This is a genomic window from Bartonella sp. W8122 (assembly GCF_016102485.1).
GTDB classification, from domain to species: domain Bacteria; phylum Pseudomonadota; class Alphaproteobacteria; order Rhizobiales; family Rhizobiaceae; genus Bartonella; species Bartonella apihabitans.
In genome coordinates this window covers 1,235,943-1,259,029 of the sequence record NZ_JACFOO010000001.1, presented here as the reverse complement: position 1 = coordinate 1,259,029, position 23,087 = coordinate 1,235,943, and the positions used below count along the sequence as shown (strand labels likewise).

Genomic DNA, 23,087 nt, shown 5'->3' with positions numbered 1-23,087 from the left:
CAATGAAAAAGATGAAAACACGCTCCTTGGCATTAATCATTGCGTCGATGCTTGGCGCAACTTTCTTGTCGGCTGACGCTTTTTGCGCTCCAAAAGCCTCCCAAACAGAAAGTTCCGGATTAACTGCAGTTGCTGTTATCGTCAACGGTAATGCTATAACCAATTACGACATACAAAGACGAGCGGCATTTCTTAGACTGCAGAGAAAAACCGGCAATCTTGCAGCTCAGGCTAAAGACGAGCTCATTGAAGACATGCTCAAACGCGTCGAGATGAAAAAGCGCAATATGGACGTCAGCGATGATGAAGTCGACAAAGCATTTGCCGGTTTTGCCGAACGAAACCATATGACTGTGGCTCAGTTGACAGACATGTTAGGCAAAGCCGGCGTCACTGCCGAACATTTCAAAAATTATATTCGTGTCCAAATGGGATGGGGACGCCTTGTCAGTGCCCGCTTTCGCGCAGAAGGCGGTATGGTTAGCGAGCAGGAAGCAGTCCAGCGTATGCTGAAAAATGGCGGAGTAAAACCCACCGCCAATGAATATGAGTTGCAGCAAGTGATCTTTGTTGTTCCCAACAACCGGCGTAGTGCTATATTGGGAAAACGCAAACAAGATGCTGAAATGTTCCGTTCGAAATTTTCCGGATGCTCAAATCTTAAGCAGCAAGCGACCGGTATGATTGATGTCACAATCCGCAATCTTGGTCGTGTCCTTGAACCACAATTACCTGAAGAGTGGGAAAAGGCGGTCAAAGCAACACCTGCCGGTCGTATGACACCACCGCAAGAAACACCAAGAGGTGTTGAAGCTCTTGCTGTCTGCAATATTAAAAAAGTTTCCGATGATAAGGTGGCCCAACTGGTCTTCACTGTTCAGGACAATGAAAAATCCGGAGACAAAAAAGCTGAAGATCTCAGTGCAAAATACCTCAAGGAACTGCGGGAAAAAGCCCGCATCGAGAACCCCTGATGATGCCACCACTTGCGGTTAGTAGCGGCGATCCCGCCGGCATTGGACTGGAAATCGCTCTGAAAGCATGGTTGTTGCGCCAATCTCGCGATATACCACCATTTTTCGTCCTTGCTGATCCGGATATGACAAATGAGACCATATCTGCGTTAAAGTTTAATGTTCCTTTGAAAATCGTTGAACCCGACGCCCTGACAGGTGTCGTGTCGCTGTTTCATGATAATTTTCCGGTCCTCAAGCTCGATAACCGCCAATCCGGTAAACCCGGTCATCCGTCTTCAAAAAACGCCGCCGGAATTGTCGAGGCAATCGAACGGGGTGCCCACCTTGTTAATGCCCATAAAGCCTCTGCACTTGTTACCTGCCCGATAGCAAAAAATGTGCTTTATGATGCCGGTTTTCATTTCCCCGGCCATACGGAATTTTTGGCTGATCTCTCGAAACAGATGAATAGGAAGACATATCAACCGGTCATGATGCTTTGGGGGCCAGAGTTAAAAACAATACCTGTAACAGTCCATATTGCACTTCAAAAGGTTCCCGGTTCTCTCTCGGAAGACCTTCTGGTTAGTACCGGTCTCATCGTCGCCCATGATCTGCGTGAACGATTTGGCATAAATAATCCGAGACTTGCTATAGCCGGTCTAAACCCCCATGCAGGTGAACGCGGAGCAATGGGAAAAGAAGAAAGTACTATCATTGAGCCGGCAATAGAAATATTGCGTTCTCATGGCATTGATGTTACCGGCCCTTTCCCCTCAGATACGATGTTCAACGTCAGAGCAAGAAAAAATTATGATGTTGCACTATGTATGTATCATGATCAGGCACTCATACCGGTTAAGACAATCGGCTTTGATGATACGGTGAATGTTACTTTAGGATTACCCTTTATTCGTACTTCACCGGATCATGGAACAGCCTTTGACATAGCTGGTAAAGGAATAGCTTCACCGGACAGTTTTATTGCTGCATTAAAACTTGCTCAAACGCTTGCAACAAATGCCCGCCATCATGACAATTGACTCACTTCCACCGCTGCGGGAAATTATCACGGAATTCGGTTTACAGGCTAAAAAATCGCTTGGCCAAAATTTCCTTTTCGATCTTAATTTGACATCCAAAATTGCCCGGCAAGCCGGTGATCTTTCTGGCAAACCGGTTCTGGAAATCGGTCCGGGCCCAGGTGGTTTAACACGCGCTTTATTGGCTCAAGGGGCGATTGTTACTGTTATAGAGCGCGATACACGATGTGTTGGTGCTCTTAAAGAAATCTCCGAGATTTATCCGGATAAACTTCGCATCATAGAGGGAGATGCTTTAAAACAGGATTTTAATGCCCTTTTCAACACAAACGAAAAGCCTGCAATTGTTGCCAATCTGCCGTATAATATCGGTACCGAACTTCTGACACGCTGGCTATCAGCCGAACCTTGGCCGCCTTTTTATAAATCCATGACATTGATGTTTCAAAAAGAAGTGGCTGAACGTATTGTCGCTCTTCCTGACACACCTCATTATGGGCGGCTCAGCGTTCTTACCGGATGGCGGTCTCTTGCACGAATAGCATTCGACGTTCCAAGACAGGCATTCACACCACCACCCAAAGTTACATCTTCTGTTGTTCACATCGTTCCTTATCAAAATCCGCTCTCCTGTTCATCGCGCAATCTGGAAAAAGTCACCAGAGCGGCATTCGGACAAAGGCGCAAAATGCTTCGCCAAAGTCTGAAATCTCTTGGCGGAGAGTTGTTATTGGAAAAAACCGCAATTGACGGAACAAGGCGTGCTGAAACACTTGAAATAAAAGAATTCGTCGCCCTTGCCAAAGCGCTAGATACTTGAAAATAAATCAATTTTCAAGACCGCGAGCAAAAATCACCCTCTTATGTATCATCGTTCAGAGCTGGTAAATCAGAACTCGACAGAAAATGACGTTGAAAGTTTTCATTTATTTCTATTTTTGCCTGCCAAGACAAGTAGGAAAACGTGAACAAGGTGAATAAGCGTAACCGGAACAATTTTGAAACCAAATTATAATAACAGCAACACAAAGCTTTATTGAATTTCAAGGCCAAAAATATTTTCGTTGCGCAATCTGGATGGTTATCGCCTATATCTTTGCTACCATAGAATATCCGGCCTAAGATTGACCAGAACAGTCACTCGATAGACAGTCCTATCCCACCTTGAACATGAGTGTTGATGCATTTTTGAAGTTATATTGTTACTTCCCTTCACCAGTTCTCTTCTCTTCCTGACCAACAAGGTTTCAAACGGGCAGCCATTTCCGTTGCGGTTTCAATCATTCCTCAGCCATTCGCTGTATCGCCATCCCGTCCTTTAAAGAAGGCTCGGAAAATAGAGGCAAGGCTTGAGACGTTCATGCAAACGCCTCCGAAACCAATAGAGTCCTTCTGATCGACAACATTTTTCATTGCTCTTCCGCACAAATGCAGGAATTAACGCAGCGCCCGCCTCCAATGTCATTTCCGGAAAAGAATATTCATTTCTCTTAATATTACCATGTGCCAAGTGTCGTTTCGCAATTTGTCGGCTGGAAAACACATCATAGCATCGATTGCTTGAGATAGATTTGTCAGGGATATGAACGTCATGAAAAATATACCTATTCGCCGGAGATGGAAGATGCTGAAGCGAGCCTTTGCTCGAACAAACGATTGTTATCATTTGGCAAAACCCTGAATATCGCATGCATATTACTGCAATCAGAAAGACGCCACTGCAATAAAGATTAAGCCGGAAAATTTTCAAATGGACAGACAAAAAAGCTAGAAATCTTTGATTTTTTTCTTCCCCTTTTGAAGAGGAAAATCGCGTTTTTACATCATCGCGTGCGAATGAAATATCTTGATGCCATCGCGAAAACTCGGGACAAAGAAAGTTATAAGCGCCTCACCGAAATTCCGTCTTCGGGGTTAAGATTTCTAAGTAAAGATTATCTCTTCAAGAATTCATTCGATCTTTTCTTCCAGCAAGCTCTTTACGAACGAATCGATATAGAGACAGCGCCGGCGTTTTATAGCCTCGGCAAGATGAATTGCTTTTATCAATGCAAATGATTGTTCCAAATCCTGATTGATAATGACATAATCATAAGATCTGAAGTGCTCGATTTCACCGCGCGCATTATGGAGCCGTAAATTAATTACATCTTGTGAGTCTTCGGCTCGACGATTTAATCGTGATTTCAACTCCTTCATTGAAGGGGGCAGAATAAAAACCGAAACAACATCATCCGGCATTTTTTCCTGTAATTGTCTCGCCCCTTGATAGTCGATATCAAAGAGCATATCCCGCCCGCTTGCGAGAGCGGTTTCAACGGTTTCCCGCAATGTGCCATAATAATGTCCGTGAACTTCCGCCCACTCTATAAGCTCGTCATTATCGCGTTTTTGTTCAAACTCTTTTCGGGTTATGAAGTGATAATGAACGCCATTGACTTCGCTCGGTCGACGTTCGCGCGTGGTAACGCTGACAGACAATCCAAGATGCCCGTCTTCCAGCAATAAACGAGATAAAGTGGACTTTCCGGCTCCCGAAGGCGAAGACAAAACCAATAATACACCGCGCCGTTTGCCGGTATTTTTCAGGTTGAGCGCGCGTTCAGTTGTATTTTCCATTCTATAATGTCCTCATCAATTATCTCGAAACAGTCGCATATCCCTCTTCTGTCCGCCCTATTCAACATTTTGCAGTTGTTCGCGAAACTGGTCAATAACGGTTTTCAAGGACAATCCTGCGGCAGAAAGGGAAGCTGTATGGGCTTTCGAACACAGAGTGTTGGCTTCCCGATTGAATTCTTGCGCCAAAAAATCCAGTCGTCGGCCCACAGGTTCATCCAGAGCCAATAGATATCGCGCTGCCTTTACATGTTCGCCGAGTCGGTCAAGCTCTTCCTGAATGTCGACTTTGGTGGCAATAAGAACAGCTTCCGTCTCCAACCTTTGTGGATCGAGTTTGTCACTTGTAACAATGAGCGATTCAACAAGTGTCTTTAACCGCTCCTTGATAGCTTCTTGCGAGCGACAAGGGTCATTCCTTGCTCTGCTAACGAGATTTTCAATTTTATCTACTTGACCCGATAATATATTTTTGAGGCTATTTCCTTCGTGTTCACGGGCAGACCGGAGCTCTTGAAGGGCATTTTCGTAAGTTTCGATGATCGCTGTCTTTAAAACGTCGTTTTCCAACGTTTCATCCCTCGGCGTTCCATATTCCAGCACACCCTTTAACCCTAATAGACCATCTATCGTCGGCTTCTGGATCCCATGAACTTTTTCAAGCCCGGCAGACAATTTCAGTACCCAATCAAGATAATCCTGATTGATAACCGGATGATTATCACCCGTTTCAAATGTCACATTCAGAGAACAGGTTATATTTCCACGCGAAAAAACTTCGCCAGCTTTTTTTCTCAACTCGTATTCCACTGTATCGATTGCAATGGTCGAGCGGAATCTCAAGTCAAGATTCCGTCCATTAACCGAGCGCGTTTCCCAAACAATGTTGGCATTTCCGGCCGATTTAGTTGTTCTGGCAAATCCCGTCATACTCTGCAATGTCACTAAACTCCTGTTAAATAGAGAATTTTTCGTCGTTTTCGATGTCGTTTATAAGACCAATGATTTTATTAGCTTTGATATTCATATAGCTGACAAGCATTGAGCACCGCTCTACATCCATACGGCTGTCGACAGCAGCGATGCTTAACGAACCCAATAGTTTGCCTGAGTAACTTGATAAGGAAATACCTACTGCGCGCATACCGGAAATATATAAACCCGGATTGTAGGCAAATCTTTTCTCGCGAGCTTCAGCGACAAATCTTTGAATGTCTTGCGATGTTATCTGAGGATAATTGGATAACCGTTTGGTATTACGCTTCATAACGTGCTCACATTCTTGTGGCGGTAATGCAGCAAGAAGTGCAAGACTACCTGCCCCGATGCCTAATGGCCTTCGATCGCCAACCGAGAGTGTCAACGTTTTAATCGGGTAATTTCCTTCACAGCGATTAACACATACAGCATCATCGCCAGACCTTATTTGCAGGTAAACAGTATCACCGGTCTCCTGAGCCAAGTCTTTCATGCTGCTTTCAGCAATTTGCGACAGGCAAAACCGCCGCGACGCTTTTCTTCCGAGGTCATAAAGAACGAAGCTCGGAAAATAACGCAATGTTTCAGGGTCTTGTTCAATTAATCCTTCTTGCACCATACCTGATAATAAACGATGTGTTGTTGAAGGAGATAGTTGGGTTTGATCGGCGACGTCTGCAAGTCGCACACCGTCAGTGGGATGATTGGCTACGGTCTTGAGTAAGGCGACTGTACGCTCTATTCCTTGATATTGATTTGGTGAAACAGCCATAGCATTCAAACGTGGTATTAATGACCTCACGTTTGTATATGATCCAGGCAAAACACGCAATCATCTTAGCCATTACGACATTGAATCTTTAGCATGTTCGCTGGATCTTTTTAGCAATTTTGAATGGGGATAGTAACTCAATAAATGCATTCAAACAGGTTTTATATCAATAGATACCTTTACGCTGTAGGTAACCGTTTTTGCGTGAGTCTGGCATAGCCACGACCGCGATGAAGGTTATCACCATCATAAAAGTAACATACCAAAAAAATCCTCCTTCCATACCCGCAGATTTAAACCATAACGCCACATATTCAGCACTTCCTCCGAACAATGCATTTGCAATTGCATAAGGCAGCCCCACTCCGATTGCCCGCAAATGTGGTGGAAACAATTCAGCCTTAACAATGCCGCTAATGGAACTATACATACTTATCGCCACCAACCCAATCATAATGAGCAGGAACGCCGCAGAAACTGACTGGACGTGACCGATTAACGAGAGTAGTGGAACGGTAATAAATATTGAAATAGCGCTCCAAATCAACAGCGTTGTTTTGCGTCCAATTATATCAGAAATAAAACCAAATACAGGTTGAATTATCATACAACAGAGCAAAGCCCATGTCATAATGGTCGAAGCATCCATCTTGGAAAAATTCGCCGAGTTAACCAAGTATTTTTGCATATACGTCGTGAAAGTATAGAAAAACAGTGATCCGCCTGCCGAAATCCCCATTACACAAAGTATCGCTTTTTTATGCCCGCTCCAAAGCTTTATAATACTCCCTGCTTCATCCATTGTTCTTGTTTCTTGTGTTGATGTTTCATCGAGATTACGTCTCAATATAAGTGCAACAACTGCAAGCAAAGCCCCTATAATAAAAGGTATTCGCCAACCCCATTCATGTAACTGGTGTTCATTCAGCACCGTTTGTAACAAGACGATGGTTAATACAGCCGTGAGTTGTCCGCCAATAAGTGTGGTATGAAGAAAAGAGCTTAACAATCCTCTGCGACCCGAAATCGCTACTTCGCTCATATATGTCGCTGTCGTTCCGTATTCGCCTCCTACGGAAAGCCCTTGCATCAAGCGTGTTAGCAATAACAATATAGGTGCAAAAATACCAATTGATGCGTAAGTTGGCAAAATTGCAATGATGAACGAACCTGCGCACATCATTGTCACTGAAATCAACATCGATGTTTTTCGTCCAAACCGATCAGCTATTTTTCCGAAGAGTAAACCGCCTATCGGTCTCATCAAAAAACCCGCAGCGAAAATTGCTGCTGCGTTCAAGAGTTGAGTAGTTGTATCCCCATCGGGAAAAAATGAAGATGCAAAATATAAAGCAGAAAACGAATAGACGTAAAAGTCATACCATTCCACCAAATTTCCGGATGCACTCGATATTATAGCAACAATACTTTGCCGAGTTTCTTTAACATTCCTCGTCATTTACCCCTCCCCTGAGACGTATGGAAAAGCTTCCTCCTGCTTTTCCAAAACGTTCACTAAATCTATACCTCCAACAAACCCATGTCAGGCAATGCGATCGCCCTTTTTAATTGTGGCTGCACGATTATCGACACCGGGAAGCATTTTTGATGGATCTCTTGTTACAACGACATCAATTACAACAGGCCCTTTTGTGGACATTGCGGTTTTCAGCGCATTATGGATTTCGTTTGGATCTTCAACGCGTATGCCTTTACAGCCAAATGAATTTGCAACTGATGCAAAATCGACTTCATGTAAATCGGATGAATGATAATGTCCTGCTCCGTAAACGAGGTGTTGCAACGCTTTTACATATCCAGATGCAGCGTTATTGACGACAATAATTGTTATATCCAGGTCAAGTCTCTTAGCTGTTTCCAAATCTCCGATGACCATGCAAAAACCACTATCACCGGTTAAAGCCATTACTCTCTTCCCGGGCGCAGCCAATGCCGCACCTATTGCGCCCGGAAGACCATAGCCTATGGAAGCAAAACCGCGATCTGGCAAGAAACCGCGCCCGGCACGTTTTGTATCGTACAAAAGTCCGCTCCAATGTGCGGCGAAGCCGCCATCAGCGACAAGAATCGCGTCTTCCGGCAAAACGTTATTCAACTCGGTCATTAATCGAGCCATATTGATAGGACGTTCATTTGAATGAAGACGTTCTGATACTTCATTGCGCCAATTGGACATCCGTTCTATAACTTCATCACTATAAAGCTGCAATCGTTGATGTAAAGCGGAAGCCCCACTACCGATAGCCTCCAATAAATCTTCTAAACCGCAACGCGCATCCCCCCACAACTTCACATCGACATCTGTGGTGCGTTCAAATTCTTCAGCGACAAGATCAAGATGAATGATAGTTTTATCTTTTGGTAACAATGTGTAGCGTTTCGTCGCTATTTCCCCAAGCTTGCAACCAATTACAAACAGAACATCGGCCTCCTCAATCAGTTTATTTGCTATACGGTCATAACGACCGAATAACCCCGCGTTAAGTCGGTTTGTACAAGCAATCGAGCCTTTACCGGTTAAAGTATGGGCTACCGGAATATTTGTGGCTGATACAAATTTTGTCAGTTGTTCATTCGCACCCGAAAGGTGCACTCCCCCACCAGCGAGAATAAGGGGACGTTTGGCTTGCATAAGCAAAGCTGCGGCCTTTTCGATAGCTTTTTTGTCTGGCCGACAACGTAACGCCGGAATTGATTCATTTGCTATATCTACTTCAAAATCGGAGGGTGAAAACGTATAGTAGTCATGCATTATTTCTTCAGGAATATCGACCACAACGGGTCCTGGTCGTCCGGATGTTGCTATTGAAAATGCCCTACGTATGAGTTCGGGAATGCGCTCAATCATTTCAACACGAATAAGTTCTTTGCAAACTGGACGTAAAATATCGTTTTGCCGCACTTCTTGAGTCATGTTTTTCCATGAATGCAGGCGGTGCGTGTCTCCAATAATACACACCATAGGTGTTCCCGCATTCAATGCTTCACCAAGCCCTGTAACAAGATTCGTCGCGCCAGGTCCCAATGCAGCATCGGCCAATCCAACCCGTCCAGAAACTTTCGCATAAGCATCTGCGGCGAAAGCGGCGACACGTTCGTCATTTATTAAAAAATGTTGCAAATTCATTTTTCGGGCAGCTTCGTACATTGGTAAAAGCTGAAACCCACCCATTCCGAACATCGGTCCGCAATGAAAAGCTCTAAGCATTCTCGCAACAGCTTCCCCGCCCTGAATTTTTAAACCTTGTTTAATATTTTCTGTACTCATTCAAATGCGCCCTCCCAGACATTATTTTCATTTAATGAAAAATTTTTTCCGTTTAATAGAATATTATGAATAGATTTAAAACGTCAAGTTATTTTAATCCGGATAGCTGCATTCAACCGTCACTTGTCTTATGCCGTTTCCAGACGAACGAATTTTTCATGAATTTTCCAAAAATCCCAACCTATTTCAGTATGACAGCAATATTTCCGGGCAATTAATATCATGCATTTATTGCCGGGGAAGGATTGCTTCTAAACCATGTCATACAAGACTTATTTTCGCTTTAAGAAAGAATGAAGATCATAATTCACCCGTTTCCGGTTGCTCTTCGTCATTATATTTCCAGCTCATTTCACTCTATTTTTTGACAATCAGGAAAAAGGAAAATGAATTAGACCTTTCCATGCGACCATTCTGTTCATAAACACCGCATGAAAGCACCATCTCCAAAACCAACTGAGACTCTGGCTTTTAAATAAGACATGTTTGACTGCGTTGTTTGTGGACGCTTAATCCAATGTTTAAGCATTCAATCAAATTCGCCGGAGGGTTAGACGACGAATAAAAGCAGGTAATGAAAATGGATCATGCTAAATTGTCTTGAAATAGGTGTGAAGCAACACCGAACACATCTCGACAAAAAGATCTAACCTATAAAAATATCCAATTTGTCACGACTAACAAACCGAAGAACTCGAGCGAGAACCTCATATGACAGCATGTGCCTTGGCCTATGGTATAAATTGCCGCTACCCGATTCAAGCAAATCAGATCACATCACTCATTGCTGATGTTTCGGAAAATTCTAAAGGTGAACCAGATTTACGGAAATGCTGCCTTCAATCACCAATTTTCTGTATAAGGAAGAACCGGAAATGTTGAAAATATGGGGTATCGACAATCAATTCCAAACATACAAAATGGCAGGAATTCGACCTTATTGATTTGCTAAATTGGGTGCTCCTGGTTACATTTATTACAAGCAACCTTTAGACGGATGCGATCAATGCTTGTCACATAATAATCATATCGTATTTACGCAATAATTAATTAGTTAAGTTCAAAATGTATTTTTAACAAATATTCTAAAATTAAAACAATCGACCGTACCTATACATTAGATACCTTGGACAATACAGTTTCAGGACGTAAATTTAATGTTTCAACGAATTTCAAAATATTATTCGAATTTCATGAAAAAATATTTTTAAAATTAAAAATAATTCTCAAATATTATTTATATTCAAAATGAATAAATTAATATCTATTTTTAACTAAATAAAATTTGTATTATCTTTTTCTACAAAAATATTAAATACATATGATTTTAAAAAAGTTATAATTTTATTGATGTTTTAACAAAATATAATTATAGATAATATATCTCAATATATTATTTGTCTAACTCTTATCTTTATCTTATTCGTTCTTTTGCAATGCACGCCATTTGCGTACATTTGCATTGTGTTCGTCCAGCGTCTTCGAAAACACATGCCCGCCCGTACCGTCTGCAACAAAATAAAGCGCGTCGGTTTTTGGTGGATTCGCGACTGCTTCCAGAGCATCACGCCCGGGATTGGCAATCGGTGTGGGGGGAAGACCGTTAATCTTGTACGTATTATATGGCGTTTCTTTATCGAGATCGGACTGGTAAATCGGTCGATCGGATGGTTTTCCTTTTCCGCCAAACAGCCCATAAATAACCGTCGGATCGGATTGCAATCGCATATTTTTTGCAAGTCTGTTAAAAAACACCGCAGCGACTTGCGGTCGTTCAGATGCAATGCCGGTTTCTTTCTCGACAATCGAGGCAAGTGTCACAAATTCATTGATGTTCTTGAGCGGTAAATCGGGTGCACGTTTTGCCCATATATCGGCGATGAGCTTTTGTTGGCCGTCCCGTAACCGCTTTATTATTTGTTCACGAGTCGTACCACGGGTAAAATTGACGGTATCGGCCATTAGACTACCCTCGGGAGGGAAAGTTTTTGGCAACTCGCCTACCAGAATATCATTGGCTGCGAGGCGGTCAAAAACCTGCGCAACAGTCAACCCTTCAGGAACGGTGAATGAATGCTCGATTGATTTTCCGTTGACCAATATATCCATGATCGTCTTCATAGAAGCATGGGCAGGAATAGCATATTCACCCGCTTTCAGGAGCCGCGCTTTACCTTGATAATTTACTCCGTAAACAAAAATGTCGGCTGACCTTATCAGACCTTGTTTTTCAAGTATCGAAGCAATTTCTCTGATTCCCGCGCCTTGATTAATAAGAACCACATGGTCTTCGGTTAGCGGACCAGCCGCTGTAAACATATTTTTCCCGACATAAACCGGTATCGTGACCGCCAGAATAATGACAATAACCAGCATCAGAAAGAAATTACCAAGGATAATGAGCGGATTACGCGCAACTTTGGAACGGCTTGGTTTGGCCTTTACTTTTTTTTCGTCATTTTGCCTAGAATCATTGTCACCGCTACTTATTCCCTCTCCATTGTTGCCACTTGGCGTAGATAAAGCTGCCCCGTTATTATTTTCGTGGACAGCGTCAAGTGGGCAAGATTGATCTTTTTCAGGAAGAGGTGATTGGCTCCCCGATATTTGCTCGGATGATTGTGGGCTTTCTGTCGCTTCTGTTTTTGATTGCGCGGGCGAGTTTTCGGGTTTCGATTGATCCAGCGGAGATTGGCCCGAATTGGTCTCGTCTTGTGGCGAATCCTCTACGATCAAGGAATGATCTTTCGCCAAAGGTGTTTTTGCCTCTTCAGACTGCGATGGTTGTTGTTCTGACCCGGATGACGAAATTTTACTAGAATCGGATGTCATCTTCTTTTCTTCGTCAGACATAAACGCACATCCTGTTTGCTATAAAAGGCTTGTCATTTCCACTTATCTCAAGATTGCGGCGAAATTTCAAGGCGTGCCAAATCGTGTAGATTTACATCAACATTTATTATTTTGAAAACCGGCGCATGATCAATGACGCATTGGTTCCGCCAAACCCGAACGAATTCGATAGAATAGTATCTATCTTGCGTTCCCGCGGTTTGTGCGGCACGAGATCGATTTTGGTCTCGACAGATGGATGATCGAGATTGATCGTAGCAGGTGCTATGTTATCGCGAATAGCTAGAACACTGAAAATAGCTTCCGCAGCACCAGCTGCACCCAAAAGATGGCCTATTGACGACTTGGTCGAGGACATCGAAACTTCGGATGCATGTGCTCCCATGACACGTTCAACAGCAGCGAGTTCGATTGTGTCGGCCATTGTAGACGTACCATGCGCATTGATATAGTCAATTTCGGAAGGGTCAATGCCGGCACGTTTTATAGCTGCCCGCATACAACGTTCAGCCCCTTCACCGCTTTCGGATGGCGCAGTAATATGATGGGCATCGCCAGACAAACCATAGCCGATTACTTCCGCGTAGATTTTTGCCCCACGTTTTTTCGCGTGTTCGAGTTCTTCCAGAACGACGATGGCAGAACCTTCTCCCATTACAAATCCGTCACGATCAATATCGTAAGGGCGTGACGCATGTTCGGGATCGTTATTGCGGCCTGTCGAAAGCGCCTTACACGCTGCAAAACCCGCGAGCGAAATACGATTGACGGGCGATTCTGTTCCGCCGGCGAGCATAACATCGGCATCATCAAGAGCAATCAGCCGTGAGGCATCACCAATAGCATGAGAACCGGTAGAACAGGCTGTTACCACAGCGTGGTTCGGACCACGCAACTGATGCTTTATCGAAACATAACCGGATGCCAGATTGATAAGACGGCCTGGAATAAAAAATGGCGAGATGCGCCTTGGCCCTTTATCACGCAGCGTATATCCGGCCTCGACAATGCCTTCGACACCGCCAATACCGGAACCGATCATAACGCCGGTACGAATCTGATCTTCATCACTTGTTGGATGCCAACCTGCATCATCAAGTGCCTCGTCGGCTGCACCCATTGCATAGAGGATAAACGGATCAACTTTACGTTGTTCCTTGGGTTCCATGTGAAGATCGGCATTGAACGTGCCATCCGAGCCGTCACCCAACGGGATACGGCCGGCAATTTGACACGGAAGATCATCGACATCAAATTCGGTAACACGGCGAACGCCGCTCTTACCTTCGAGAAGCCGCTTCCAGCTATGCTCGACGTCGCCGGCCAGTGGAGAAACCAATCCCATACCGGTAATGACGACACGTCTCATACTTCCAATTCCCAATCTTCTACAAACAAACCGGATTACCCGTTCTCTACGAGTAAAAAAGCAATGGAGACAAAAACTTTATATCGTTTCTGTCTCCCAAAGAAATCAGGCCGAAGCCTTGTCAATAAACTTGACTGCATCGCCAACGGTCAAAATGGTTTCGGCAGCGTCGTCCGGAATTTCTACACCGAATTCTTCTTCAAAAGCCATGACCAATTCTACGGTGTCAAGACTATCGGCACCAAGATCGTCAATGAAACTTGCGTTTTCGGTTACTTTATTTGCATCAACACCAAGATGTTCGATGACGATTTTCTTGACGCGTTCTGCTGTATCACTCATGTCGGATCCTCGACTTTTGTTGTTTCCCTGCCTTGGTTAGCGGCACGGGCTCATCTAATCAAGCAATAGATGCATTTACACCTATGATTTTTAGGTTTTCAAATGCATCCTGTGGATATCCCTCTCAAGGGATTAACCGGTTTTATGAACCGGCCTTAAAGGCGCCAATTACCATGCTCGGCGCCAAGACGCAAAGATATTTTAACGAATTTCGCGTCTTTATTTTAATTTTATGCCAAAATCCTGTGTTTCTCCTCGAGCAAAATTAAAAAAATCACAGACTTGGTATAAAATAATGCGTTTCCGCTTTGACAATGTTCGCCCGCTTTCTTCGAATATGCATGCGAGTCTCGTTGCAAAGCTCTATTAGATCATAGCCATACCACCGTTTACGTGTAATGTCTGGCCGGTAACAAATGCAGCTTCATCGCTTGCAAGATAAATTGCCGCCGCCGCCACATCTTTACTTGTCCCCATTCTTCTCATCGGAATAGCCGACATAATTGTCTCTTTCTGTTTATCGTTGAGCTTATCGGTCATGGCCGACTCAATGAAGCCTGGAGCAATACAGTTGACAGTTACATTACGACTTGCAATTTCCTGCGCCAAGGATTTCGAGAATCCGATAACTCCGGCTTTTGTTGCACAATAGTTTGTTTGCCCAGGATTGCCGATAACGCCGACAATTGAAGAAATATTAATAATACGACCATAGCGCCGGCGCATCATCGGATGCGTTAGGGCGCGTGTGAGAAGAAATACGGCGGTCAGATTAACCGCCAGTACATCATCCCAATCCTTGTCACTCATTCGCACAAAAAGCCCGTCACGGGTAATCCCGGCATTATTGACCAGAATATCGATCCCTTCCATTTCGCTTTCGGCTTTTTCAGCCAATTTGGCAATCTCTTCACGTTCCGACAGATTGGCGGGAAAAACAAAACAATTGTCACCCAGATCTTCAGCAAGACTTTTAAGCTTTTCTTCACGCGTACCATGAAGTCCCACAATAGCGCCACGTTCATGGAGTTGACGAGCAATTGCTTCTCCAATGCCGCCGGTTGCTCCGGTTACAAGCGCTTTGCGCCCTTTAAAATCAAACATTGTCAAATTCCCTGATTATACCCCTAGCGCTTTCAGCGCATTTTCTATTTCTTCCGCAGTGCCGACCGTCATACCATTCAGATTACGGTCTATTCTTCTTGCAAGCCCGGTCAGCACTTTACCGGAACCAATTTCAAAAAGCGTATCGACATGATGTGCAGCAAACCATTCGATGGTTTCACGCCACCTGACACGGCCTGTTACCTGACGAACCAACAACTCGATTATTTTTTCAGGATCTGTTTCCGGTTCTACAGAAACGTTTGGAATAACAGGAACGACCGGCGCCAATTTATTGACGTCAAGAAGTGCATCATGCATCGCATCTGCAGCCGGTTGCATCAAGCTTGAATGGAACGGCGCAGAAACCGAAAGAAGAATTGCTCTTTTTGCTCCTTTTTCGGTTGCAAGCTTTACCGCTGCATTAACGGCTTTTGTAGCTCCCGAAATAACCAGTTGACCACCACCATTGTCATTGGCAATTTCGCAAATCCCCTCGCCCAGAACCGAACTACAAATTTCCGAAACGACTTCTTCTTCAAGACCGATAATTGCTGCCATTGCGCCCTCGCCTACAGCGACAGCTGCCTGCATAGCATTTCCACGAATTCTCAAGAGACGCGCAGTATCGGCAAGACTGAACGTTCCGGCAGCGCAGAGCGCCGAATATTCCCCTAAAGAATGCCCCGCCACGAACGATACTTTGGATTTCAAATCGAGGCCGTTTTTTTCCAGCACCTTGATAACAGCCATGGAAACCGCCATTAGTGCCGGTTGTGCATTGGCTGTCAAAGTCAGCACATCTTCAGGTCCTTCGAACATGACAGACGACAGCTTCTCGCCCAATGCATCGTCTACCTCTTCAAATACAGCCCGTGCTTCGGCAAACTGCTCCGCTAGCGCTTTCCCCATACCAACGGACTGACTCCCCTGACCGGGGAAAGTAAATGCATAAACCACTAGAGTGCACTCCTTGGTTCAAAAAAAACAAATATTATCCGGTCTTGGCCTATAAAAGCAACAAAAGTCAAGCCGGACATGGTTGACTAGACATCCAAATCCGTTCCTCTTCCTTTTGGTGAATAAGGTAACTGATAAACAAATTTGGGAACAAATGGCATAACAATATGAATGACAAACATTGCGATAACAAGTCCAAGAACTACACCGCCCAGAATATCCGACGGATAATGCACAGCTGTAAAAATGCGTGCCCAACACGTCAATAATCCGATTACAAGCCCAAATCGCGCGACGTGCTTATAGCGATAGAAATAAAGAGAGGTTACGTAAATTGTGAAAATTAGCGCGTGATTACTGGGAAACGAGGCATTTTCTTTATGTTCTATCAGAGCTTTCGCGATTCCGGCCACAAATGGGCGGGGTCGATAGCACAAATGTCCTATAACGAAACTAAAAAATAAACCGATCACGACGGCGAAGAAAATTGCAAGCGCAGTCTGGCGTTCTCCGCGCCCTCCCAGAAACCACAATATTATCAAATGAAAGGGGATGAAATAAATCAGGAATTTTGCGCAAATTATCCCGAAATATGCCATAATTGTCGGGGTTTGAGGCGTTGCAGCGAGAAAGTTGAAAATGAGAATATCGATATTTTCCAGAAATGCCATTTTGGCCTAACTCCGAATTTTGGCAGTTTGCAATTTCGCCACTCATATATCGACATCATCATTCTTCCAAATAAAAAACAGTTTTCAACCGCTTCCTTCTTGCTATTTTTACAAAATGACTGTAGAAACCGCCAGTTCATTGTCGGCATTTGGCCGGGGGTTGAACGGAGGGTCGCGTTTTCAAGCGACAGGAAACATTAATGTTTCAAGCCTCCCGTGTCTCCGCTCTCGAATGTCTCGAAACACGCGTCCTTTCTTCTTCGGGTTTACCGAAAAGGCAAGTCGCAGAGGCTCTGCGCTAGAAGTCGACAAAGATTAACCGAAGAAAGGCAAAACAATGGCTCTTTATGAACATGTGTTCCTTGCCCGACAGGATATTGCACCGCAACAGGTTGACCAGCTTGTAGAACTTTACAAGGGCGTTATCGAGGCCAATGGCGGTAAAGTCGGGCGTATTGAAAATTGGGGATTACGCACCCTCACCTATCGTATTCGCAAGAATCGCAAAGCCTATTACACTTTGATGAATATTGACGCTCCCGCTGCAGCCATTGCAGAAGTTGAACGTCAGATGCGCATCAATGAAGACATTCTCCGTTATATGACCATTCGCGTTCACGAGCTTGAGGAAGGCCAGTCAGCTATGCTATCCCGCCGTGACCGTGATGATCGTTATGGTAAAGATGACGAGCGTCCCCGTCGTTCGCGTCGCTCACGCGATGATGACAATAATGAAGGAGATGAATAATGGTTGATATTAGTCAGATTCCAACCCGTCGTCCTTTCCATCGCCGTCGCAAGACCTGCCCGTTTTCAGGTCCGAACGCACCAAAGATCGACTATAAGGATGTGAAACTTCTTCAGCGCTATATTTCCGAGCGCGGCAAGATCGTTCCTTCACGCATTACTGCAGTGAGCCAGAAAAAACAGCGTGAATTGGCAAAAGCCATCAAGCGCGCCCGTTTCCTTGGCCTTCTGCCTTATGTTGTGAAATAAGTAATTTTGGCAGCCGGCTTGACCGGCTGCTTTTCCCCTGCTTTCGGTGCAGGTTCAAATAAAACCGGAGTTGGAGCAGTCATCTTAGCCCCTAACTGCAAAGGCAGGACAGCGAATCAATGTTGCAAAAAAAATCCTATACATTTCCGGCAGGTATTTTGGGCGGGCTGTTTGCTGCTGTCCTTGCAACGGCTATTATGAGCTTTTTTACGGTTTTCCCGCCACTTGCATTGTTACTCGGTTGCTTTATGTCGCTACCGATTTTCATCGTGGCCTTTGGTTGGGGCACGGCTGCCAGCATCATTTCTCTTGTTACAGCAGCAATCGTTCTGATATTTGCGCAAAATTTCTATATCGGGCTTGGCTTTACATTGCTGTTTTTCCTTCCAGCCGTCTATGCATCCTGGCTATTAGGGCTTGCCGAAATGGACGAGGATGGTCATGCCATCAAATGGTATCCGCTTTCGTCAGTCATATTTTTGTTGACCGGCTTTATCTCTATTATATGTGTTTTCATTGGCACAATATTATACAATAACCCGACCACGCCGATCATTGCCGGTGAAATTGCAAGTTTCGTCACAAATTCCTTGCGTGAAACCAATTCTGCAAGCGAGGCCGACATCGTCACCTTCCACGACTTTCTGGTAAACAATATCGTTCCATTGTTATCGAGTAGTCTGGCCACTTACGGAGTGCTCTTTCTAACCGGAAATTTGTATTTTGCGCTTGTCGGTGCACAACGCATGAAACGGCTCGCCCGCCCGCGCGATGACTGGCCTAAAAAATTTCGTCTGCCATTGCCTGCACTGATCATTTTTATTGTCGCCTTTGGCGCCACGTTTTTCCAATTGGGGACATTTCTCAATCTGTGTGCATTGGTCTTCAACACGACTTTTACATTGGCAATTTCGATGACCGGACTTGCCTATTTACACAATCTGACACGCGGCATTAGTGGACGCATTTTTATATTGGGATTCGTCTATATTGCCCTTTGCACTTTCATATTCGCTGTTCCGGTATCGCTCATTCTTCTTCTGATGGGAATCTGGACAACCATTCAAGTGAGCCGTCAACACGGCCAACCCAAACAATAAATGCAGCTGAAAGGAATTCAAAATGGATGTTATACTACTCGAACGCATTGCCCGTCTCGGCCAAATGGGTGATACTGTCTCTGTGAAAGACGGCTTTGCCCGCAATTTCCTTTTCCCGCAGGGAAAAGCCTTGCGTGCCAACGAGGCCAACAAAAAGAAATTCGAAAGTGAGAGAGCACAGCTCGAAGCCCGCAATCTTGAACGCAAGAGCGAAGCCCAACAGGTTGCCGACAAGCTTGACGGCAAGACATTCGTTGTTATCCGCTCTGCCGGTGAAACCGGACAGCTTTATGGTTCTGTTTCGACCCGTGACATTGCCGATATTATCACTTCGGAAGGTTTCACAATTATTCGCACGCAGGTAGAACTTAATCACCCGATCAAAACAATCGGCCTTCATAATGTTGCGGTTAATCTTCACCCTGAAGTACAGGTTAATGTCACCGTCAATATTGCCCGCTCTGCCGAAGAAGCCGAACGTCAGGCTGCCGGAGAAGATTTGACTTCGATTGAAGCAATCTATGGCATTGAGGAAAAACCGCTCTCGGAAGAAATTTTCGATGAGGAAGGTGCCGAACACGAAGCCGAGAAAAAGGCTGAGGAAAAAGAAGCCGAATAAGCATTTACCAGCTTATCGGGACACAATTGTTATAAGTGCGACGGACTGCCCCAGTAATTTGGAACAGTTGTTCCTTGACATGTCAAAAAAAAATGAACACACCCGATCTTCTGGTCGGGTGTTTTTTTTACAAATTGGCACTATAAACGCCACGTTGGACGGAATAGATTTTCGTGAACTTTGTTAGACGCTTGTTTGTGCATAAAAGTCGGCCAAATTATTGATTGAAAGATGGGACTCGATAGATGTTTGCTTTATTGAAGACGGCTGCCAGCCACATTATTACGAAAGGTAATTTGACAATTACCGATTCACGTGGGGTCACATACCAGTTCGGTGACCAGACGGGCAAGCCAATTCAAATACGCTTTACATCAGCAAAATGGGAACGCGAAGTTGCTCTCGACCCTGCTTTGAAACTGGGCGAAGCCTATATGAATGACGGGTTCGAGTTTATTAAAGGCGATATTTATTCGTTGCTGGAGACAATCTTCGAAAGCACGGGTCCGATCGCAGAAAACCAATTGTGGATGAAAGCATTTTCCTTCATTCGCACGGCGACAAAACGATTCGTACAGATGAATACGTTACGTCGTTCGGCAAAAAACGTCGAACACCATTATGATCTGTCCGGCAAACTTTACGAGATGTTTCTTGATCCCGATCGTCAGTATTCCTGCGGCTACTTTGAAAATCCGAATGTCAGCCTTGGCGAAGCACAACTTGCAAAAAAACGCCATCTGGCAGCAAAGCTTCAGGTAAAAGAAAACGAGAAGCTTCTTGATATCGGTTGCGGCTGGGGCGGATTGGGGCTTTATTTCGCACGGGTTCTTGGTGCAAATGTCACAGGTGTCACGCTTTCTCATGAACAGCATGGCATCGCCAATCAGCGCGCCAAAGATATGGGACTACAAGATAAAGCCAAATTTTTTCTGCTCGACTATCGCAAGCTTGATGATGCTTTTGATAAAATCGTCTCGGTGGGTATGTTCGAACATGTCGGTATCGGCCATTACAAAGAATATTTCGACCACGTCAAAAGATTGTTGAAGCCGGATGGACGTTTTGTTCTCCACTCGATTGGCCGCTCCGGTGAACCGGGTGCTACCAATCCGTGGATTGCCAAATATATTTTCCCCGGTGGCTATATTCCTGCATTATCGGAAGTCATTCCCGTTATTGAAAAAAGCGGTCTGATTATCACCGATATAGAAATATTGCGTTTGCATTATGCCGAGACATTGAAAGCTTGGCGCGAAGCTTTCCTTGCCCACTGGGACGAGGCCAAAGCACTTTATGACGAACGTTTTTGCCGTATGTGGGAATTTTATCTTGCGGCTTCAGAAAGTGCTTTCCGCTGGCAAGGTATGATGGTTTTCCAGATCCAGCTAGCCCACAAGCAGGATGCGGTTCCCTTGACGCGCGATTACATTACCGAGGAAGAAGCTAGGCTCAAGAAGATCGATGCCGACCCCAATCTTGAAAAAACCGAACGCAATGTAAAATCCGCGACAAAAACTGTTGAAAAAAAAGATGCTGGCGCCACTCCCCAAACGTCAAAGTCGCGAAGCAAGGCAGCGACCTCTCAAAAAGAAAAGAAATAACCTGTGCAAAGTCGGTTTCCCCTGTTTTGCTCAATATTGGGCAATCCGATATTGGACAATCCGGTCTGATCTATCGGAAAATGCTATATATCCGGATATATCAAGCGTTTTCGGCGTTCGAAATGCGCTTTCCGGATTACGCTACATAGGATAATCCTAACTACACTAGAGAAAAGCCATCGTAAAAATCAATCCGAGCGGATAAAACAACATTTATCTGGAAAAAAAAGTGGCAGTCCCTACCCTGAATGGGTTAAAGTGGTGGGGTTTTCCAATTCAATAAAATTCAGGCGAGCAGCAATAGACTAATGTCAGAAGCAAAAGTTCTCAATATCGGGCAGACCAATGGTGACGAGGCACTCCCGTTCAGGCAGATTCCGCATAATATCGAGGCGGAACAAGCTCTTCTCGGTGCAATTCTCATCAATAATGATGCGCTTGACCGCGTATCCGATTTTTTGAAGCCTGAACATTTTTTCGAGCCATTGCATCAAACGATTTTTGCTGTTTTGAGCGAGATGATCAAAAATGGCAAGCTTGCCAATCCGGTCACAATCAAACCGTTTATTCCGGCCAATGAAAAAATCGGTGACATGACCGTTTATACCTATGTTGTTCGGATGGCGACGGAAGCTGTCACCATCATCAATGCAGAAGATTATGGCCGTGCCATTTATGACCTTTATACACGACGCTCTTTGATTGATCTTGGTAACGAGATTGTCAATACCGCATATGATGCACCGATTGATCTTACCCCTTCGAAACAAATCGAAAATGTCGAACAAAAACTGTTCACACTTGCCGAAACCGGCAAATATGGCGGTGGCTTTGAAAGTTTCGATGATGCGGTAAAAAAAGCCATCGATATGGCGGGAGCGGCAAAAAAACGTACCTCTCGGCTTTCGGGTATTCCGACACAGCTCAAGAAACTCGACGAGCAAATGGGCGGCTTGCAACGTTCCGACCTTATCATCCTTGCCGGTCGTCCGGGCATGGGTAAAACGTCGCTTGCAACCAATATCGCTTTCAATATTGCCAATGCCTTTATCAAAGCGAAGGAAAACAACCTTCCGGCAGAAGAAAATGAAGGTGGAATCGTCGGTTTCTTCTCGCTTGAAATGTCGTCGGAACAATTGGCAACACGTATTATTTCCGAGCAAGCTGAAGTATCTTCGTCAAAAATCCGTCGTGGTGATATTACCGAAGACCAGTTCGCCAAGCTGCTCCATTCAATGACGAGATTACAAAAAGCGCCGCTTTATATCGACCAGACCGGTGGCATTTCGATTGCGCAGCTTTCAGCCCGTGCACGTCGCCTTAAACGCCAGCATGGCCTTGATGTTCTGGTGATTGACTATGTTCAATTGATGACTGGCGTGTCGAAACGCGCTTCGGAAAACCGTGTGCAGGAAATAACCGAAATTACGACTGGTTTGAAGTCGCTTGCCAAAGAGCTCAATATACCAATCATTGCCTTGTCGCAGCTTTCCCGTCAGGTTGAAGCGCGCGATGACAAACGCCCGCAACTTTCCGATCTTCGTGAATCCGGTTCTATCGAACAGGATGCCGATGTTGTGCTGTTTGTTTATCGCGATGAATATTATATCAAAAACAAAGAGCCGAAGCTTGGCAGTGAAGAACATTTGAAATGGCAAGCGGAGATGGAAGAAGTCTTTGGCAAGGCCGAGGTAATTGTGGCCAAACAACGTCATGGACCGACAGGAACAGTCAGATTGGCGTTCCAGGCTGAATACACCCGCTTCTCAGACCTTGCTGAAAGTGACAAGTTACCGGATCAATTCGGCTGAT

General features: G+C 44.7%; 20 protein-coding genes. 9 read left to right on the top strand and 11 right to left on the bottom strand.

Annotation, left to right across the window (positions count from 1 at the left end; all coding sequences use genetic code 11):
• Positions 1 to 2: 2 nt before the first annotated feature.
• The 3 genes from H3S83_RS05535 to rsmA are packed head-to-tail and all read left to right on the top strand — an operon-like array spanning position 3 to position 2,819.
• Positions 3 to 974 carry a peptidylprolyl isomerase gene (locus H3S83_RS05535; protein WP_077971023.1) on the top strand — a complete coding sequence of 324 codons (972 nt, stop codon included), beginning with the start codon at positions 3 to 5 and terminating at the stop codon, positions 972 to 974.
• Positions 975 to 976: 2 nt separating this feature from the next.
• A complete protein-coding gene (pdxA, locus tag H3S83_RS05530; protein WP_198239668.1) occupies positions 977 to 1,999 on the top strand; it encodes a 4-hydroxythreonine-4-phosphate dehydrogenase PdxA in 1,023 nt (340 codons plus the stop codon).
• Entirely contained in the window at positions 1,989 to 2,819 is an 831-nt protein-coding gene (rsmA, locus tag H3S83_RS05525; protein ID WP_198239137.1) for a 16S rRNA (adenine(1518)-N(6)/adenine(1519)-N(6))-dimethyltransferase RsmA, read from the top strand. Before pdxA ends, rsmA begins: the two co-directional genes overlap by 11 nt.
• A 1,130-nt stretch (positions 2,820 to 3,949) precedes the next feature.
• Here rsmA and gmk read toward each other — a convergent pair.
• The 11 genes from gmk to H3S83_RS05470 form a co-directional block, all read right to left on the bottom strand.
• Positions 3,950 to 4,618 (bottom strand): guanylate kinase, encoded by a 669-nt coding sequence (gmk, locus tag H3S83_RS05520; protein WP_198239136.1) that lies wholly within the window; start codon positions 4,616 to 4,618, stop codon positions 3,950 to 3,952.
• Between the two features lie 57 nt (positions 4,619 to 4,675).
• Entirely contained in the window at positions 4,676 to 5,563 is an 888-nt protein-coding gene (locus tag H3S83_RS05515; RefSeq protein ID WP_198239135.1) for a YicC/YloC family endoribonuclease, read from the bottom strand.
• Between the two features lie 10 nt (positions 5,564 to 5,573).
• Complete coding sequence (locus tag H3S83_RS05510) at positions 5,574 to 6,368, bottom strand: IclR family transcriptional regulator (RefSeq protein WP_198239134.1); 795 nt, start codon at positions 6,366 to 6,368, stop codon at positions 5,574 to 5,576.
• A gap of 166 nt (positions 6,369 to 6,534) precedes the next feature.
• Entirely contained in the window at positions 6,535 to 7,827 is a 1,293-nt protein-coding gene (locus H3S83_RS05505) for an MFS family transporter (RefSeq protein ID WP_078039332.1), read from the bottom strand.
• An 84-nt stretch (positions 7,828 to 7,911) separates the two neighbouring features.
• Positions 7,912 to 9,657 carry a thiamine pyrophosphate-binding protein gene (locus H3S83_RS05500; RefSeq protein ID WP_188317771.1) on the bottom strand — a complete coding sequence of 582 codons (1,746 nt, stop codon included), beginning with the start codon at positions 9,655 to 9,657 and terminating at the stop codon, positions 7,912 to 7,914.
• A gap of 1,419 nt (positions 9,658 to 11,076) precedes the next feature.
• The gene (gene mltG, locus H3S83_RS05495; protein WP_370541362.1) at positions 11,077 to 12,057 is read right to left on the bottom strand and encodes an endolytic transglycosylase MltG; all 981 of its coding nucleotides are present in this window, start codon (positions 12,055 to 12,057) and stop codon (positions 11,077 to 11,079) included.
• Positions 12,058 to 12,616: 559 nt separating this feature from the next.
• Entirely contained in the window at positions 12,617 to 13,879 is a 1,263-nt protein-coding gene (gene fabF / locus H3S83_RS05490) for a beta-ketoacyl-ACP synthase II (RefSeq protein ID WP_078039331.1), read from the bottom strand.
• A gap of 105 nt (positions 13,880 to 13,984) precedes the next feature.
• Positions 13,985 to 14,221 (bottom strand): acyl carrier protein, encoded by a 237-nt coding sequence (locus tag H3S83_RS05485; protein WP_075870044.1) that lies wholly within the window; start codon positions 14,219 to 14,221, stop codon positions 13,985 to 13,987.
• A 366-nt stretch (positions 14,222 to 14,587) separates the two neighbouring features.
• Complete coding sequence (gene fabG, locus H3S83_RS05480; protein WP_077971010.1) at positions 14,588 to 15,325, bottom strand: 3-oxoacyl-[acyl-carrier-protein] reductase; 738 nt, start codon at positions 15,323 to 15,325, stop codon at positions 14,588 to 14,590.
• 15 nt (positions 15,326 to 15,340) lie between these two features.
• On the bottom strand, positions 15,341 to 16,285 hold the full coding sequence (fabD, locus tag H3S83_RS05475; protein WP_077971008.1) for an ACP S-malonyltransferase: 945 nt from the start codon (positions 16,283 to 16,285) through the stop codon (positions 15,341 to 15,343).
• 86 nt (positions 16,286 to 16,371) lie between these two features.
• Positions 16,372 to 16,956 (bottom strand): undecaprenyl-diphosphatase, encoded by a 585-nt coding sequence (locus H3S83_RS05470; protein ID WP_077970991.1) that lies wholly within the window; start codon positions 16,954 to 16,956, stop codon positions 16,372 to 16,374.
• Positions 16,957 to 17,293: 337 nt separating this feature from the next.
• On the opposite strand from H3S83_RS05470, the gene rpsF reads away from it, so the two are divergent.
• The 6 genes from rpsF (at position 17,294) to H3S83_RS05440 (ending at position 23,086) form a co-directional block, all read left to right on the top strand.
• On the top strand, positions 17,294 to 17,704 hold the full coding sequence (rpsF, locus tag H3S83_RS05465; protein WP_077970990.1) for a 30S ribosomal protein S6: 411 nt from the start codon (positions 17,294 to 17,296) through the stop codon (positions 17,702 to 17,704).
• The gene (rpsR, locus tag H3S83_RS05460) at positions 17,704 to 17,952 is read left to right on the top strand and encodes a 30S ribosomal protein S18 (protein ID WP_075870048.1); all 249 of its coding nucleotides are present in this window, start codon (positions 17,704 to 17,706) and stop codon (positions 17,950 to 17,952) included. Before rpsF ends, rpsR begins: the two co-directional genes overlap by 1 nt.
• 119 nt (positions 17,953 to 18,071) lie before the next feature.
• On the top strand, positions 18,072 to 19,052 hold the full coding sequence (locus H3S83_RS05455) for a hypothetical protein (protein ID WP_198239133.1): 981 nt from the start codon (positions 18,072 to 18,074) through the stop codon (positions 19,050 to 19,052).
• 22 nt (positions 19,053 to 19,074) lie between these two features.
• Positions 19,075 to 19,671: a 50S ribosomal protein L9 gene (rplI, locus tag H3S83_RS05450; protein WP_198239132.1), complete on the top strand. Its 597-nt coding sequence runs from the start codon at positions 19,075 to 19,077 to the stop codon at positions 19,669 to 19,671.
• A gap of 245 nt (positions 19,672 to 19,916) precedes the next feature.
• Positions 19,917 to 21,275 (top strand): cyclopropane-fatty-acyl-phospholipid synthase family protein, encoded by a 1,359-nt coding sequence (locus H3S83_RS05445; RefSeq protein ID WP_198239131.1) that lies wholly within the window; start codon positions 19,917 to 19,919, stop codon positions 21,273 to 21,275.
• A gap of 308 nt (positions 21,276 to 21,583) precedes the next feature.
• On the top strand, positions 21,584 to 23,086 hold the full coding sequence (locus tag H3S83_RS05440; RefSeq protein WP_198239130.1) for a replicative DNA helicase: 1,503 nt from the start codon (positions 21,584 to 21,586) through the stop codon (positions 23,084 to 23,086).
• The last annotated feature ends 1 nt before the right edge of the window (position 23,087 follow it).